Annotated in this window: 17 protein-coding genes; 8 read left to right on the top strand and 9 right to left on the bottom strand. The window is 63.5% G+C overall.

Translation table 11 applies throughout. The annotated features are described in order from the left end of the window. Positions 1–46 precede the first annotated feature (46 nt). Complete coding sequence (gene trxC, locus IB266_RS17485; protein WP_060739499.1) at positions 47–469, top strand: thioredoxin TrxC; 423 nt, start codon at positions 47–49, stop codon at positions 467–469. A 3-nt stretch (positions 470–472) separates the two neighbouring features. On the opposite strand, the gene IB266_RS17480 is transcribed toward trxC, so the two are convergent. The 8 genes from IB266_RS17480 to IB266_RS17445 form a co-directional block, all read right to left on the bottom strand. After that, complete coding sequence (locus IB266_RS17480; protein ID WP_192261919.1) at positions 473–1,669, bottom strand: ABC transporter substrate-binding protein; 1,197 nt, start codon at positions 1,667–1,669, stop codon at positions 473–475. Continuing rightward, the gene (locus IB266_RS17475; RefSeq protein ID WP_192261918.1) at positions 1,669–2,673 is read right to left on the bottom strand and encodes a CobW family GTP-binding protein; all 1,005 of its coding nucleotides are present in this window, start codon (positions 2,671–2,673) and stop codon (positions 1,669–1,671) included. The genes IB266_RS17480 and IB266_RS17475 overlap by 1 nt, the downstream gene beginning before the upstream one ends. Further along, positions 2,670–2,969, bottom strand: coding sequence for a hypothetical protein (locus tag IB266_RS17470; protein ID WP_192261917.1), 300 nt, complete (start codon positions 2,967–2,969; stop codon positions 2,670–2,672). Before IB266_RS17470 ends, IB266_RS17475 begins: the two co-directional genes overlap by 4 nt. A gap of 14 nt (positions 2,970–2,983) precedes the next feature. Next, complete coding sequence (locus IB266_RS17465; RefSeq protein ID WP_192261916.1) at positions 2,984–3,733, bottom strand: SDR family NAD(P)-dependent oxidoreductase; 750 nt, start codon at positions 3,731–3,733, stop codon at positions 2,984–2,986. Positions 3,734–3,803: 70 nt separating this feature from the next. After that, complete coding sequence (locus IB266_RS17460; protein WP_103308862.1) at positions 3,804–4,565, bottom strand: SDR family NAD(P)-dependent oxidoreductase; 762 nt, start codon at positions 4,563–4,565, stop codon at positions 3,804–3,806. Between the two features lie 11 nt (positions 4,566–4,576). Further along, positions 4,577–5,917, bottom strand: a complete 1,341-nt coding sequence (locus IB266_RS17455; protein ID WP_060739505.1) for an MFS transporter — start codon at positions 5,915–5,917, stop codon at positions 4,577–4,579. A gap of 27 nt (positions 5,918–5,944) precedes the next feature. Continuing rightward, the gene (locus tag IB266_RS17450; RefSeq protein ID WP_060739506.1) at positions 5,945–6,826 is read right to left on the bottom strand and encodes a polysaccharide deacetylase family protein; all 882 of its coding nucleotides are present in this window, start codon (positions 6,824–6,826) and stop codon (positions 5,945–5,947) included. A gap of 37 nt (positions 6,827–6,863) precedes the next feature. Continuing rightward, positions 6,864–8,225, bottom strand: a complete 1,362-nt coding sequence (locus IB266_RS17445; RefSeq protein ID WP_192261915.1) for an amidase — start codon at positions 8,223–8,225, stop codon at positions 6,864–6,866. A 348-nt stretch (positions 8,226–8,573) separates the two neighbouring features. Between IB266_RS17445 and IB266_RS17440 the strand changes: the two genes are divergently transcribed. Further along, positions 8,574–9,575 carry a GntR family transcriptional regulator gene (locus IB266_RS17440; protein WP_192261914.1) on the top strand — a complete coding sequence of 334 codons (1,002 nt, stop codon included), beginning with the start codon at positions 8,574–8,576 and terminating at the stop codon, positions 9,573–9,575. Between the two features lie 24 nt (positions 9,576–9,599). On the opposite strand, the gene IB266_RS17435 is transcribed toward IB266_RS17440, so the two are convergent. Beyond that, positions 9,600–10,367 carry a ParA family protein gene (locus IB266_RS17435; RefSeq protein WP_063323262.1) on the bottom strand — a complete coding sequence of 256 codons (768 nt, stop codon included), beginning with the start codon at positions 10,365–10,367 and terminating at the stop codon, positions 9,600–9,602. Positions 10,368–10,725: 358 nt separating this feature from the next. On the opposite strand from IB266_RS17435, the gene IB266_RS17430 reads away from it, so the two are divergent. The 6 genes from IB266_RS17430 to IB266_RS17405 are packed head-to-tail and all read left to right on the top strand — an operon-like array spanning position 10,726 to position 14,950. Beyond that, on the top strand, positions 10,726–11,445 hold the full coding sequence (locus IB266_RS17430; protein ID WP_192261913.1) for a beta-ketoacyl synthase chain length factor: 720 nt from the start codon (positions 10,726–10,728) through the stop codon (positions 11,443–11,445). Then, positions 11,421–12,230, top strand: a complete 810-nt coding sequence (locus IB266_RS17425; protein WP_060739510.1) for a lysophospholipid acyltransferase family protein — start codon at positions 11,421–11,423, stop codon at positions 12,228–12,230. Before IB266_RS17430 ends, IB266_RS17425 begins: the two co-directional genes overlap by 25 nt. Further along, positions 12,211–12,468: a phosphopantetheine-binding protein gene (locus IB266_RS17420; RefSeq protein WP_060739511.1), complete on the top strand. Its 258-nt coding sequence runs from the start codon at positions 12,211–12,213 to the stop codon at positions 12,466–12,468. The genes IB266_RS17425 and IB266_RS17420 overlap by 20 nt, the downstream gene beginning before the upstream one ends. 9 nt (positions 12,469–12,477) lie before the next feature. Further along, positions 12,478–12,732 carry an acyl carrier protein gene (locus tag IB266_RS17415; RefSeq protein ID WP_030140951.1) on the top strand — a complete coding sequence of 85 codons (255 nt, stop codon included), beginning with the start codon at positions 12,478–12,480 and terminating at the stop codon, positions 12,730–12,732. Next, entirely contained in the window at positions 12,729–13,274 is a 546-nt protein-coding gene (locus IB266_RS17410) for a hypothetical protein (RefSeq protein WP_192261912.1), read from the top strand. The genes IB266_RS17415 and IB266_RS17410 overlap by 4 nt, the downstream gene beginning before the upstream one ends. Further along, on the top strand, positions 13,271–14,950 hold the full coding sequence (locus tag IB266_RS17405) for an AMP-binding protein (protein ID WP_192261911.1): 1,680 nt from the start codon (positions 13,271–13,273) through the stop codon (positions 14,948–14,950). The genes IB266_RS17410 and IB266_RS17405 overlap by 4 nt, the downstream gene beginning before the upstream one ends. The last annotated feature ends 8 nt before the right edge of the window (positions 14,951–14,958 follow it).

The raw sequence follows: 14,958 nt of genomic DNA, 5'->3' as shown, positions 1-14,958 counted from the left end.
TATAGTGTTCAATCTGTGCCAATGATTTTTCCTGGAGACTGACCTGATGCTGATCCCCTGCCCCCATTGCAACGGGCTCAACCGCATACCCGCCGAACGCCTCGGCGACCAACCCAAATGCGGGCGCTGCAAGGCCCAGGTGTTATTGAGCAAACCGTTCGAACTCAAACAAGGCGACTACGCCAGCCAGATCAAGGGCGACCTGCCGTTGCTGGTGGATGTGTGGGCCGATTGGTGTGGGCCGTGCAAGTCCTTCGCCCCGGTGTTCGAACAGGCCGCCGCGCAGTTGGCGGGCAAATGCCGCTTGGCCAAGCTTGACAGCGAGGCCAACCAGCAACTGTCGGCGCAGTTGGGGATCCGCTCGATTCCCAGCCTGATTCTGTTCAAGGAAGGCCGGGAAGTGGCGCGTCAGAGCGGTGCGTTTCCGTTGCCGCAATTGATGAGCTGGTTGCGCAGCCAGGGGATTTGATGCTCAGCGGCCTTTGTTGGCAGCACGCAGAAAATCCCCCCAACGCCGCACCAGGTAGTTGTGCTCGTCCATCACCGAGTTCCACACGGCGATATGGCCCATGCGTTGCTCATACGAACCCCCGTCACGCATTTCGCCGATGTCGATCAGCGGTTCGCCATCGCTGCCTGGCAACACTTCACGGGCCGGCTTGCCGGCGTACCAATAGTCCCATTCGGCATCGCTCAAATGATCACGGCTGCGGGGCGGGTTGCTGATGTAATACCCCTGGCGCGCCATGACCGCGCCAGGCCATCCCGAGAGCCACCAGTTAAGGAACGCATAGGCGGCATCCAGCACCGCTCCCCGGGCATGGCGTGACACGGACAACCCACCGAACCAGGCGCGATAACCTTCACGGGGCACGGCAAGACGGTACTTGATCCCGGCCCGATGCAGGCGCATGAGGGTCGGAGACCAAAGGCTCTCGATGTCGATGGTTGGGCTGAGCATCAGTTGCGCCGCCTGTTCGTCATCCGACCAGAACGCCGCGAAATGACCTTCGCGCTGCTTGCGCACCAACACATCGGCCAGGCTGTCGATCTCTTCGATGCTGAGATTGCCGATGTCCTTGAACGACGCCAAACCCATGCCCTGTATCGCCAGCGCCGCGTCGATGGCACCAATCGCCGCGTCGCTTTGCAGCGCGGTACGCCCGCTCCAGGCCGGATCGAGCAGCCAGCCCCAACTCTCGTTGTCACGGGAAAACCCCGTGGGCAAGCGTTCCGGGCGATAGGCAAAACTGTCGGCGTTGTGGGTCAACGGCAACATGCTGATGTAGTCGCTGACGGTGCTGCCCAGGCTGCCGTCGTGTTGCACGTACAAGCGCTCATTGGGCACGCTGCCGCTGACCGGGCGATCCGCGGCGGACAACCGGCCGCGCTTGGGCAGGTCGTTGATCTCGTGCCACAGGGCGATGCGCCGGGTGTCGATGGGCTGGATCGCGCGTGCCGGCCAGACGAAATCAACGTTGTGAAACCACTGGTCGTACAGGTCGTAGCTGTCCGGTTGCATCACCGCGATGCGCTGGGCCTGCTCGACACTGTGGACCTGATAGACCAGGCGAATGCCCAGGTCCTGTTCGGCGCGAACCCGCAAGGATTCGAGCAAGGTGACGGAGGTGCCGAGCACCCGCAACGTGATGGGCGTACCACGGGTCATCAGGCGCTCACCTCAACCGCCGGGGCGAAGCAACGGGCGAAGACATCGAACGAATGCCGCAACCGCTGCGGGTCCAGGCCCCTGACGATAAATACCAACCGCGATTGGCGCTCCGCACAGGGCCAGTGGGACAAATGTACCGGCGCGTGCAGGCAATGCTGCACGCCATGGATGACGACTGGGGCCTGGAGGCTGTTCACGTTGAGCAATCCCTTGACGCGAAGAATGCGTTCGCCGTGGCATCTTAGCAGCATCGACAACCAGACTCCGAAGCCGATCCAGTCCAGCGGCTGATCGAAGGTCAGGCAGCAAACCTGGGCCTCGCCGTGCGGCGTAACTTGGCCCAGCGGACGATGCAATTGCCAACGGGCCACCTCGACTTCAGGCGTGGCGCCGCGCAGGCCTTCGCCCAACAATAATTGATCGCCACTGAGCACATCATGGGTGTCGAGCAGCGGCACCCCCGGGTTCAGCGTTTGCAGCCGTTGACGCAACGCGCTGACAGCCGACGCAGCGGCCTGATCGGTCTTACTCAGCAGCAGGCGGTCCGCGGCGGCCACCTGGGCCAGCCACTCCGGATGGATGCGCGCCTGCAACTCGGCGTGACAGGCGTCGACCAACGTCACCACCAAGCCGACATGGAAGCGTCCGCGCAATTGCACGTCGTTGTTGAGTGTCGCCAGGATCGGCGCCGGATCGGCCAGCCCGGTCGTCTCCAGGATCACCCGGCGAAAGGGCGGGATCTCGCCCCGGTCACGCCGCGCCAGCAGATCGAGCAACGCGTCTTTCAGCTCGCCACGGATGGAGCAGCAGACGCATCCACTGGGCAACAACACCGTGTCCGGCGCCACCTCCTGGACCAACAAGTGATCGATGCCGATATCGCCGAATTCATTGATCAGCAGCGCTGTGTCACCGAGGCTTTCGTCTTGCAGCAGACGGTTGAGCAAGGTGGTCTTGCCACTGCCGAGAAACCCGGTCACGACGTTCAGGGCGATGCTCATGAGGCCGGCTCCAACGACTGGAGCAGGACCGGGTCGAGGGGATCCGCCGCGCGGCCCGTCATCGACTCTGCCAGGCTCCACAGCTGGTCGAGCCCACTGGCCAGTTCCTGCCGCCCGGTGGCGCCCAGCAGTAGATACGCCGTGCCCTGGAAATCCTCGACCTTGAGCCGTAACGGCGCCAACACGCGATTGATCGCTGAAATCCGGCGCAATCGCTCGCGACGCCGGGGCAGCCCATCACCCAGCGGATCGCTCCAATGCACATCTTCGCCCAATAGACCGCACAAGCCACACATGCTTCAGCACTCCTTCATGGCATGACGTCGCCGGCATTCGGTCCCAGGGTTTGACCCACGAACAGGTTGCCTCCCGGGTCACTGGCCAGCAGCACGGCGGTGGGGGCCACTTCCGTGGCCAAGCCGAAGCGTCGCAAAGGCAGTTCGGCGGACTTGGCCTGTTTCCAGCTTTCACTGATGCCGGCCACCAGCGGTGTTTCGATCGGCCCGGGGGCGATGGCATTGACCAACACGTTGTCGGCGGCCACTTCCAGGGCCAGTGACTTGGTAAAACCGATCACCCCGGCCTTGGCCGCCGCGTAGTGGCTGAGCTCGGCCCCGCCTTTGATGCCCAATTGCGAGGCGACGTTGATGATCCGCCCCCAGCGCTGCGCCAGCATATGCGGCAAGGCTCGCTGGCTGGCGATGAACACGCTGGTCAAGTCGACCCGGAGCATGTCGTTCCACATGTCGATGCTCAGCTCGGTGCAACGCGCCTGGGTCAGCATGCCAGCATTGTTGACCAGGATATCGATACCGCCGAACTGCTCGACGCACGCATCGACCCCAGCCTGGGCCCCTTCGACCGAGCCGACATCGGCCACGCACTCGTACACCTCGACCGACAGTGCGCGACAGTCGTTTGCGGTGGTGGACAAGCGCTCGGCATCGCGATCGGTCAGCACCAGGCGCGCGCCTTGCGCGGCATAAGCCCGCGCGATGGCGGCACCGATGCCGCTGCCGGCGCCGGTGATCACGGCGCGGCGGTTGAACAGTTGTTGCATGGGACAATCCTCCAGATCCAGGGCAAACAGGGATGGCCATCACTGAAAACAAAACCCGTGACGCCCGGCTTCAATCCGGCCAACGCACGGTCAGGCCGCCGTCAATGATGATGCTCTGGCCCGTCAGGTAGCTGGACTCGTCGCTGGTCAGGAACCGCACCAGCGACGCCACCTCATCGGCCCGGCCGACTCGCCCCAGCGGAATCGCCCGGGCCGCCTTGGCCAGGCCTTCGGGCCCGAGGGAATTTTTACTGTCCAAGGACTGCGGCGTCTCGATCAGGCCCGGGATCACCGCATTGCAGCGAATGCCCTGCCCAGCCAACTCCACCGCCAGCGAACGGCATAGCCCTGGCACACCGGCCTTGGCCGCAGCGTAATGAGAATGGTCCTGCCAGCCATACACACCGCCGGCGATCGAAGAAATCGCCACCAACGCACCGCCCTCGCTCATGTAGCGAACGCTGGCGCGGAAGGTGCGCATCACCCCGGTCAGATCGACATCGAGCATGGCGTTCCAGGCCTCGTCGCTCATTTCCAACAGAGGCGCACGGCGCAGCAGGCCGGCGTTGGCCACCGCATAATCAAGACGCCCGAAAGTGCTGAATGCCTGCTCGGCCAGGTTATCCACCGAACGACTGTCGGTGACGTCCAGTGGCAGCATCAGGCATTCGCCACCCAACGCCTCGATCTGCTGGCGGGTGTCTTGCGGGTCGTGAGGGTCCGCCGGCAGATAGCCGGCGGCCACCGCCACACCGTGACGGGCATACGCCACGGCAAGGGCCTGGCCAATGCCGCTGGCGGCACCGGTAATCAATGCAACTCTACGGGTCATGAGCCGCCTCCTTACTTCACGGTTTCTGGACGGACATGGCGTGCCGCGAACATCAGCGCGCCAGAGAGGAAACAAGGCAGCGCGCCGAAGTACAGCGCCGAGGTCTGCCAGTTCCCGCCTGCCGCCAGCACCTGGGTGGCACCGAACCCGGCCACCACCGCGCCGATCGGCCCCATGGCATGGATAATCGCGCCGCCCGTGGCGCGGATGCTGGTGGGGAAACTCTCGCCGATGAAGAACAGCGCCGCCGAATAGGGCCCGATCAGGAAGAACAGGCCCAGGCTGTAGAGACCGACCACCATCGGCAGGTTGCTCGGCCCGTAGAGCATGCCGGCAAACGACAGCCCGCCCAGCATCCAGCCCAACGCGATGACATTGCGCCGGCCGATCTTGTCGCCCATCCAGCCATGGCTCAGGTAACCGCAGTAGCCCACCAGGTTGGAGAGCACCAGGATGATCAACGAGTTTTCGAAAGAGATATGGTGCACGCTGACGATCACCGTCGTGCCGAGCACGCTGAACACCTGGATCGCCGCCCAGTTGAGCAGGATCGCCGCGCCGATCACCAATGTCGCGCGCCGCGACGTGCCGCGAAAAGCCGACGCCAGGCCGGCCTTGCTGTGTTCCTCATAGTCGACGCCATAGGTGGACGCCACTGCCTGGGCATCGGCGACCGCGCCGCTTTTGCGCAACTGGCCGATACGCTGGTGGATCTGGAACTGCGGGCTTTCCTTGAGCTTGCGCGCCATGATCGCAATGACGATGGCCGGGATCGCCGCAAAGATAAAACAGCCCTGCCAGCCGATGGTCGGCAGCAACACGGCGGTCAATCCGGCGGCGGTCAGCGCGCCCACCGGCCAGCCACCCTGCACCAGGCTGTAGATGAAGCCACGTCGCTTGGCCAGCCTCGGGTCATCGGAGGCGGCGTAGAGTTCGCTCAGATAGGTGGCATTGACGGTTTCTTCCGCGTAACCCAACCCGCCGAGAGAACGGATCAGGATCAACGGGGACTTGCCCCAGGCACCGCCGATGGCCGTCAGGGCCGAACAGATCGCCGCGCCGCTGACGGTGAAGATGATCCCCATGCGCCGGCCCAAGCGGTCCACCAGCGGGCCGATGGCCAACGCCACCACCGCCGTGCCGACCGCCACCCAGGTGGCGATTTCGGCTTGCTCGACTTCGCTCCAATTGAAGTGCCGGCCGATTTCCGGCAACAACGTGCCGAACAGAATGAAGTCGTAGACCGCAAATACCCAGGCAAAAAAAGCGATCCAGGTGGCGAAGCGCACCTGGGCCGGCGTCAATTGCTCGGGTTTCCAGCCAGTCAGGTCGAGTTTGTTATAGATGGACATGAGAACACGCCTCGGTTAAATGCCGGATCAACGGCTGCGGGGGTTGCGACGAATGAAGTCATCGGCAATTTCATCGAACGTGACGAAGCGCACGCCGGCATGGCCCTGGATGTGTTCGATCAGGCGCTCCAACATCAGCAGCACCTGCGGACGCCCGGAGACGTCGGGGTGGATGGTCATGGTGAACACGGCATGCTCGTGTTCGCGATAGACCCAGTCGAACTGGTCGCGCCACATCTCTTCGAGGTGCCGCGGGTTGACGAAACCGTGGCTGTTGGGCGATTTCTTGATGAACATCATCGGCGGCAGGTCGTCGAGGTACCAATTCGCTGGGATCTCCACCAGATCGGTTTCCTGGCCACGCACCAGCGGTTTCATCCAGGTGTCCGGGTGCTGGCTGTAGTCGATCTTGGTCCAGCTGTCGCCGACGCGAACGTAGTAGGGATGGAAGTCGTTGTGCATCAGGCTGTGGTCGTACTTGATGCCTTTCTTGAGCAGCAGCTCGTTGGTCACTTTGCTGAACTCCCACCAGGGCGCGACATAGCCGGTAGGCCGCTTGCCGGTCACCTGGGTAATCAACTCGATGGATTTATCGAGCACCGCCTCTTCCTGCTGTGGGGTCATCGCGATGGGGTTTTCGTGGCTATAGCCGTGCACGCCGATCTCGTGGCCCGCGTCGGCCACGGCTTTCATCTGCTCGGGGAAGGTCTCCAGGGAATGCCCGGGAATAAACCAGGTGGTGCGCAGGCCGTAGCGCTCGAACAACTTGAGCAGCCGCGGCGAGCCGACTTCACCGGCAAACAGGCCGCGGGAAATATCGTCGGGTGAGTCTTCACCGCCGTAGGAGCCGAGCCAGCCCGCCACGGCGTCGACATCGACCCCAAATGCACAAAGAATATCTTTAGCCATGATCGGCCTCCGGTTGTGGTGGTTGTTCAAACATCAATCAGGAATTGGCCAGCGTCGCTTCGACCGAGCGCGCGACTCGCAGGAGCCGGGCATCCTCGCCTTGAGGCACGCTGAGCAGCAGGCCGGTGGGCAGCCCCTGGCTATCACGGCCGCTGGGCAGGTTGACGCCGGGCATGTCGAGCAAACTGCCGGGCATCGTCAGGCTCAGGGTCGCGAGATTGGTACGGGCAAACAGTTCGTCGTCAGCCTCCAAAGGCGCCAGCGGCGGGGCGACATGGGCCACGGTCGGCGTGATCAGCACCGCGCCGTCGAGTTCCTCGACGAGTTGGCGTTGCAAGGTCGATCGCGCGTCGTAAAGCTTGAGCACCTGGCTGGCGGTCATGGGCCGCGCCGCTTCGAGACGCCGGCGTACCCGCGGGTCGAGACGTTCGGCATCGGCGCTGTCGAGCAAGGCCTCATGCAAGGCGAACGCCTCGGCGGCCCCCAGCCAGCCGTGGTCGCGGATCAGCGCAAGGCTGGCCTGGAAAGCCGGCAATGGCCGAATCTCCACCAGCGCCCCAGCGGTGCGCAGCGCCTGGACACCGGCCAGCACATTGGCCCGCACCGCGGCCTCGACACGGGCATCCTCCAGCACCGCTTGCTCGACCCAGAAACGCTGCCCGGCCAGGCTGCGCACCGGCGGCGCTTGTCGTGGGTCGCGCCCCTGAAGCAGTTCGTCGATCATCCAGGCGTCACGCACGCTGCGAGTCAACGGGCCGGTGCTGTCGATGCTGTGGGCCAGGGGAAATACCCCATCGCGACTGTAACGACGGGAACTGGCGCGGAACCCCACCAAAGCGTTGAAAGCCGCCGGGATGCGGATCGAACCGGCGGTATCGGTACCCATGGAGATCGGTACGATGCCCGCCGCGACCGCCACCGCCGAACCGCTGGAGGAGCCGCCAGGGATCCGCGGTTGTGCATCGCTGAACGGGTTGACCGGCGTGCCGAAGTGCGGGTTGAGGCCGAGCCCTGAATAGGCGAACTCGCTGAGGTTGGTCTTGCCCAGGCAGACCATGCCGGCCCGGCTGAGCAGGCTGACACTGGCGGCATCCAACAGAGCGGGCGGTGCGTTCCGGCGCACCGCCGCTGCCGCGGTGGTGACACTGCCGGCCACGTCGAACAAATCCTTCCAGGCCAGCGGCACGCCGTCGAAGCCGCTCAACGGTTGCCCGGCACGCCAGCGCGCCGCCGAGGCCTGCGCTTCACGCCGGGCCCGGGCCTCGGTCAACGACACGAACACGTGTTCGGCGCGAGCGGCTTGCTCCAGCGCCTGCTCCAGCACCTGGACCGGATCGGTGCGCCCTGACGCGAAGGCTTCGGCGAGTGCAATGGCATCCAGCGAGGAAAATGGGTTCATGGGCTACGGCATCCATAAAAACGTATCTATTATTAAAATGTACATTTTATATGGAGCAGATTTCGTGCCAGCTACGCTTGCGCAGTCCATAGCCGCTGAGCGCAAAAGTCCCCATAGGCGTCGGAACCATCGGCTTAGAGCGGGGGTGGGCGGTTTGGATGAGCGGGGCCTGGTCAATATCCAGATGGGATGCTTATCTAATGTATATTTTTATAAAAGATACATTTAGGTGCATAAAAGTAACGTTTTGATGGAGCGAGCCCCACGAAAGGGCGCGCCAATGTGACCCTCAGTGACACAGGACACTGTGAGAGAATCCCTCCATCGCCGTCATGCCCAGAGGAATCGATGAAAGCAGCGCCAGCCCAAGACCCGCGCACCGCGTCTCGCTACGCGATGATTCATCAGGTATTGCGTGATGCAATCACCGAGGGCACCGCACTGCAGGGCTTGGTGTTACTGGAAGCACCGCTGGCGGAGCTGTTCGGCACCAGCCGTGTCCCGGTGCGCAAGGCGCTGGACTTGTTGCACGAAGAGCGGTTGATCAGCCGTTTTGACGGGCGTGGGTACTTGATCAATCCCCTGGGCTTGGATATCGAGCCGCTGCGCCTGCCCTTGAGCCATGTTCACCTTGGCCTGGCGCGTGGCGAAGAACTGGTGGACACGCGACCACTGGGCGAGCGGATCCACGAAGAAATCGGCAGCGCGTTGCTGACCTGCATTACCTTCGGCCACTACCGCCTCGATGAACAAGCCGCCGCCGAGCATTACGGCGTGAGCAGGGCCGTGGTGCGAGAAGCCTTGATGCGCCTGAGGGACCGGGGCTTGCTGGAAAAAGAGCCTTACTCACAATGGCTGGCCGGCCCGCTCACTGCCCGGGAAGTCACCGAAGATTATGAGCTGCGCGCCTGCCTGGAGCCTGAGGCGCTACGTCAAAGTGCGCCAGGGCTGAGCCGCGAGCAACTGCAAGCCATGCTGGAACGGGTAACCCAAGCGCAACAGGCTGAGCATTGCCCGGAAGAGACGATCCAGCGCATCGAGGAAGACCTGCACCAGCACTGCCTCGGCGGCCTGCAAAATCGCAAAATGGCAGCACTGATTCGCCAGGCCCAAAGCCCGATGATCATCAGCCGGATTTTTTCCCGGCTGCTGGGAATCGGCGCGGACCCCGCCATGCTGGCCGAGCACCGCCTGATCCTGGAACTGTTGCTACACGGTGCCTTCGACGCCGCCGCGCTGAACCTCAAGGAGCATTTGCAACGCGCCCGGCAACGGATGCTGCAACGCCTCAAGGTGCTATCGGTCGTGCCGGAGCAGGACTTGCCACCTTACCTGAGCAAAATCAGCTGATCGCCCACGGTCGGCGGCCAGCCCTCAGCTTTCCAGCAACCCATGCAGTTCCACGAACTGCTGGGTCAGCTTGTGCCGCGGGTCAAGGTGGATCAGCGGCAGGCTGGCCTGGTGGGATTCGCGCATGCGCACCGAACTGCTCAGGTACACCGGCAATACCGGCAGGCCTTCAGCGATCAGTTCGTCGAGAATCTGCTGCGGCAGGCTGGCGCGGGCCTGGAACTGGTTGACCACGATGCCTTCGACTTCCAGGCCTTCGTTATGGTCATCCTTGAGTTCTTCAATTTCCGCCAGCAGGCCGTACAAGGCCTGACGGGAAAAGCTGTCGCAGTCGAACGGGATCAGCACCCGATCAGCGGCGATCAACGCTGAAACCGCATAGAAATTCAACGCTGGCGGGGTGTCCAGGTAAATCCGGTCGTAATCCTCCTCCAGCTCTTCGAGCAATTTGCGCAGCTTGTTGATCTTGTGCTTCGCCTCGAGCTTGGGCTGCAGGTCCGTCAGCTCCGCCGTGGCGGTGATCACGTGCAGGTTGTCGAACGGCGTTTCGTAGATATCCACCTTGTTCTTTTTCGAGAAAGGCCCGGACGACAGGGTCTGCTTGAAGAAGTCGGCAATGCCCATGGGGATATCGTCGCCGGTCAGGCCAGTCAGGTATTGAGTGGAGTTGGCCTGGGCATCCAGGTCCACCAACAGCGTGCGATAGCCCTCGCTGGCGCTGACTGCCGCCAGATTGCAGGCGATGCTGGACTTGCCCACGCCACCTTTCTGATTGAACACCACACGCCGCATGTCAAAACCTCCGTGTATCAAAGATTCCCGAGTGTAGTAGGCCGCGACACTGCTTAGCTACCTTCTGCGTAGAAGGACTACAGCAACAGTGGCTTTTCCAACGATTCAGACGTCAATCGTGCCCGGATAAAGACAGAAACAACCGACAGACAAGCCCGTGACGATCGCGATAATGGTCCAAGCCAGGCATCGAGTGGACCGACTCGTACATTTTGCTGGGCAAAATGTAACCAGTATTTGCTACAAGCCAACCGCACCGGGATAATGCGCGCCACTTGGGTCGCAAGGCCATGCAGGGTTGGACGCGGGTCAAACCACTGAACCGTGACAATAAAAGCCCGCAGGGGTGGGATGAGTTTTGATCAATTTCAGTATCGCCCAATGGCGCGCGTGGGCCCCTGGGCTCGAAAGCGTGGACGACTGGCAGGCCTGGAGCCGACAGCCGGTTGTATTGCCGGCCAGCGATGCCGCCCCTGACGTATCGTTCCTGCCTGCCATGCAGCGTCGTCGCCTCAGCCGCCTGGCGAGGATGGCCTTCAGTGTCGGCTGGCCACTGGCCGAGGGCCAGCCGGACCTACCGTTGGTCTTTATTTCCCGCCACGGCGAAACCCCGCGCACTTTCGAGATTCTCAAGGATCTGGCGGCCGACCAGCCCTTGTCGCCAACTCAGTTCAGCCTGTCGGTGCACAACGCCGTGATCGGCCTGTGGTCGATCATGCGCGGCGAAACCAGCGAAATGACCGCCTTGGCCGCCACCGGCGACGGCTTGGAACACGGCGTGCTGGAGGCCGCCGCCTTGTTGAACGAAGGCTCGCCGGCGGTGTTGCTGGTGATCACCGAAGAACAGCCGCCGCAGGTCTACGCACCGTGGGTCGATGACGTGCCCTTCCCCTATGCCATGGGCCTGCTGCTGACGCAGGGCGACGACTGGCAACTGGACCTGTCCGCGCAGGCCAACCAGCGATCTGGCAGCGACTGGCCCCATGCCCTGGACCTGTTGCGTACCCTGCTGAACAACGAAACCACCTGCCAACATGCCTGGAAGAATCGTGTATGGACCTGGCAACGCAACCGGTGACCGGTAAACATCGCGACGCCTATTACTGGCGCCTGGTCGCGACCGCCGCAAGCTTCGCCCTGTTCGGGCTGGGCGGGCTGTGCCTGCGTTTGCTGGTTTTTCCGTTGCTGGCGTGGCTGCCCGGCGATGCCCAGGCCCACCGACAAAGGGCTCGTCGTACCGTCGGGCGGTTGTTCTGGTTCTTTATCCGGTTCATGGCCCGTACCGGCGTGCTCACCTACCAGATCGATGGTGCCGAACGGCTCGGGCGCCCCGGGCAGATGATCATTGCCAATCACCCCTCGCTGATCGACGTGGTGTTCCTGATCGGGCTGGTGCCCAACGCCAACTGCGTGGTCAAGCAAAGCCTGTGGGACAATCCCTTTACCCGTGGTCCATTGCGTTCAACCCAGTACATCAGCAACGACGGCAGCATGGATATGCTCGATGCCGCCAGCGATACCCTGCAAGATGGCCAGACGCTGATCGTGTTTCCCGAAGGGACGCGCACCCAGCCAGGCCAGGTGCCGGCCTTTCATCGGGGGGCCGCGGCCATCGCCCTGCGGGGTGCGAAAATCCTCACGCCCGTCACGATCAAGGTCAACCCCACGACCCTGACCAAGGCCGAACCCTGGTATCGCATCCCCCGGCGCCGCGTGCACTTCAGTTTTCACGTCGGGGCCGATATAGATCCACAGGCGTTCGCCGCGCTCGGCCCGCCTCCCCAGGCTTCGCGCAGGCTCAACGATTTCTTGCATCACTATTTCATCAAGGAGCTCGCCGAAGATGAGCGATCTGCACCGTGACATCAAACAGCTGATCATCGACGCCCTCGGCCTGGAGGATATTGGAGTCGACGACATCGGCGACCACCAGACCCTGTTCGGCGAAGGCCTGGGCCTGGACTCGGTGGATGCCCTGGAGCTAGGCCTGGCGATCCAGAAGGAGTACGGCATCAAGATCGACGCCGACGCCAAGGACACTCGTAACCATTTCAGCAATGTGGCAAGCCTTGCGGCCTTCGTCACTGCAAAACGCCCCTGAGACCGGACCATGCAAACTCGTGACGACATTTTCAACACCCTGCGTGACGCCCTGGTCGAGCTCTTCGAGCTGGACCCAGAGCGCGTGACGCTGGAATCGAACCTGTACCAGGACCTGGAAATCGACAGCATCGATGCGGTTGACCTGATCGACCACATCAAGCGCCAGACCGGCAAGAAAATCGCCGCCGAGGAATTCAAGTCGGTGCGCACCGTCAATGACGTGGTCGAGGCGGTCTATCGACTGGTTCAACCGGCCGCATGACCCGGCTGATTGGCCTCGGCCTGCTGCTGGCAGGCCTGCTGTACCCCTTTGCGGTGTATTTCGGCATGGAGCATTTCGCCCCGTGGCAGTTCGGGCTGCTGCTGGGTAGCCTGTGGCTGGCCCGGGCGTTGTTAGGCAATGGCGGCGCCGGTAGTCGCTGGATGGCAACCACGGCGATCGTGTTTTGCGTGTTGCTCGCGCTGTTCGACAGCCCGCTTTTGCTGCGCTGGTACCCGGTGCTGATCAGCGGGTTCATGCTCGGGCTGTTCGCCCTGAGCCTGAAATACGGCCCGCCAATGATCGAACGCCTGGCCCGCCTGCGCGAACCGCAGCTGCCGGCCAAGGCGGTGGTGTATACGCGTCAGGTCACGGTGGCCTGGAGTGTGTTTTTCCTGTGTAACGGTTTGCTCGCCGCCGCCCTGACCCTCTGGGCGCCGCTGAGCTGGTGGATGTTGTACACCGGCCTGATTTCCTACGGATTGATGGGGCTGCTGTTTGCCATTGAATGGCTCATACGACAACGGGTAAGAGGCCGCCCATGAATTGGATAACACTTGAGCGGATGTTGCTCAGGGCTCAGCCGGAACGCACCGTCGCGGTCGCTCCGGCGCTGGATCATTCGCAACTGCGGGACGCGGCGTTGCGCCTGGCGGCCGGCCTGCAAGCCCAGGGCGTGCGCCAGGTGGCGGTGCACCTGGAAGATGCAGCCGACCTGGCCATCGCCCTGCTCGGTGCCTGGCACGCCGGCACGCGCGTCCTGCTTCCTGCCGACCTGCAAGCGCAGACACGCCAGCGCTGGGCGTCGGAGGTGGACCTGTGGCTGACCGACCAGCCCGGCGACACCCATCCCGACGACTTGCGATGCGCGCCGATGGACGCCGCCGAGCTGGACCTCGATCACTGCTGGCTGAGCCTGTGCACCTCCGGCTCCAGCGGCGAGCCCAAGCGCATCGAGAAAACCCTGCGGCAGTTGAGTAACGAAGTCCAGGCCCTGGAACAGCTGTGGGGCGCCGACCTGGGCCCGGCCTGCATGATCGGCAGCGTTGCCACCCAGCACATCTACGGGCTGCTGTTCCGAGTGCTGTGGCCGCTGTGCGCCGGGCGTCCGTTCGGGCGCAGGCAATTGGCGTTCCCCGAAGACCTGCAACGCGCCAGCCGCGAGCAACCGGTGTTCGCCTGGGTCGCCAGCCCGGCGTTGCTCAAGCGCATGGGCGACAACCTCGATTGGCCGGCCCTGAGCAGCGTGCGCCGGGTGTTCTCCTCCGGCGGCGCCTTGCCAGCCGAGGCCGCGCAAAGCTTGCAGCGACGCCTGGGACAATGGCCGACGGAAATTTTCGGCAGCTCGGAAACCGGCGGTATCGCCTGGCGCCAGGGTGACCTATGGTGGCAGCCCTTTGCCGACGTCAAGCTGAGCCAGGACAGCGACGGCGCCTTGCTGATCGCTTCGCCCTATCTGCCCGCCGGGCATGTGGAACACACCGCCGACGCGGCGCGAATCGCCGAAGATGGGCGCTTCGAGCTGCTCGGGCGACTGGACCGTATCGTCAAGCTCGAAGAGAAGCGCATCTCCCTGCCCATGCTCGAACAGGCGCTGGTGGCTCACGACTGGGTCAGCGAAGCGCGGCTGGGCGTGGTGCAGGAGAACCGCGCCTCCCTCGGCGCGCTGCTGGTGCTGAGCGACGCTGGCCTGCGGGCCTTGCGCAACCAGGGTCGGCGGGCCGTGACCGAGGGCCTGCGCCGGCACCTGAGCGAACATTGCGAAACCCTCGCCCTGCCACGGCGCTGGCGCTGGCTGCGGCAGTTGCCGCTCAACGCCCAGGGCAAGCTGCCCCAGGCCGAGGTCGAGGCGCTGCTGATGGCGCCACGCCCCAAAGCCCCCGACGTGTTGGAGCAGGTCGAAACCGACGGTGAGTGGAGCCTGCGCCTGGTCGTGCCGCCTGACCTCGCGTACTTCAGCGGCCACTTCCCCACCGCCCCGGTATTGCCCGGCGTGGTGCAGGTCGACTGGGCCTTGAGCCTGGGCCGCCAACTGCTGGACCTGCCGCCGCGGTTCGTCGGCATGGAGGTGCTGAAATTCCAGCAACTGGTTCGCCCCGGTGACGACATCCAACTGCACCTGCGCTTCGACCGCGAGCGCGGCAAGCTGTACTTTGCCTACCGCAATGCCACGGCCGCCTGCTCCAGTGGGCGGATTGTGTTGGGGATGGCGAATGATTAATGCTCACA

The organism is Pseudomonas sp. Pdm06 (assembly GCF_014851795.1).
GTDB lineage: Bacteria > Pseudomonadota > Gammaproteobacteria > Pseudomonadales > Pseudomonadaceae > Aquipseudomonas > Aquipseudomonas fluorescens_AA.
The sequence above is the reverse complement of the archived record's forward strand: the minus strand, read 5'-3'. Positions and strand labels throughout refer to the sequence as shown.

Bases quoted from the DNA above. Each gene is read 5' to 3' on its own strand.
- trxC (WP_060739499.1), top strand. From the start codon at position 47: ATGCTGATCCCCTGCCCCCATTGCAACGGGCTCAACCGCATACCCGCC.
- IB266_RS17480 (WP_192261919.1), bottom strand. From the start codon at position 1,669: ATGACCCGTGGTACGCCCATCACGTTGCGGGTGCTCGGCACCTCCGTC.
- IB266_RS17475 (WP_192261918.1), bottom strand. From the start codon at position 2,673: ATGAGCATCGCCCTGAACGTCGTGACCGGGTTTCTCGGCAGTGGCAAG.
- IB266_RS17470 (WP_192261917.1), bottom strand. From the start codon at position 2,969: ATGTGTGGCTTGTGCGGTCTATTGGGCGAAGATGTGCATTGGAGCGAT.
- IB266_RS17465 (WP_192261916.1), bottom strand. From the start codon at position 3,733: ATGCAACAACTGTTCAACCGCCGCGCCGTGATCACCGGCGCCGGCAGC.
- IB266_RS17460 (WP_103308862.1), bottom strand. From the start codon at position 4,565: ATGACCCGTAGAGTTGCATTGATTACCGGTGCCGCCAGCGGCATTGGC.
- IB266_RS17455 (WP_060739505.1), bottom strand. From the start codon at position 5,917: ATGTCCATCTATAACAAACTCGACCTGACTGGCTGGAAACCCGAGCAA.
- IB266_RS17450 (WP_060739506.1), bottom strand. From the start codon at position 6,826: ATGGCTAAAGATATTCTTTGTGCATTTGGGGTCGATGTCGACGCCGTG.
- IB266_RS17445 (WP_192261915.1), bottom strand. From the start codon at position 8,225: ATGAACCCATTTTCCTCGCTGGATGCCATTGCACTCGCCGAAGCCTTC.
- IB266_RS17440 (WP_192261914.1), top strand. From the start codon at position 8,574: ATGAAAGCAGCGCCAGCCCAAGACCCGCGCACCGCGTCTCGCTACGCG.
- IB266_RS17435 (WP_063323262.1), bottom strand. From the start codon at position 10,367: ATGCGGCGTGTGGTGTTCAATCAGAAAGGTGGCGTGGGCAAGTCCAGC.
- IB266_RS17425 (WP_060739510.1), top strand. From the start codon at position 11,421: ATGGACCTGGCAACGCAACCGGTGACCGGTAAACATCGCGACGCCTAT.
- IB266_RS17420 (WP_060739511.1), top strand. From the start codon at position 12,211: ATGAGCGATCTGCACCGTGACATCAAACAGCTGATCATCGACGCCCTC.
- IB266_RS17415 (WP_030140951.1), top strand. From the start codon at position 12,478: ATGCAAACTCGTGACGACATTTTCAACACCCTGCGTGACGCCCTGGTC.
- IB266_RS17410 (WP_192261912.1), top strand. From the start codon at position 12,729: ATGACCCGGCTGATTGGCCTCGGCCTGCTGCTGGCAGGCCTGCTGTAC.
- IB266_RS17405 (WP_192261911.1), top strand. From the start codon at position 13,271: ATGAATTGGATAACACTTGAGCGGATGTTGCTCAGGGCTCAGCCGGAA.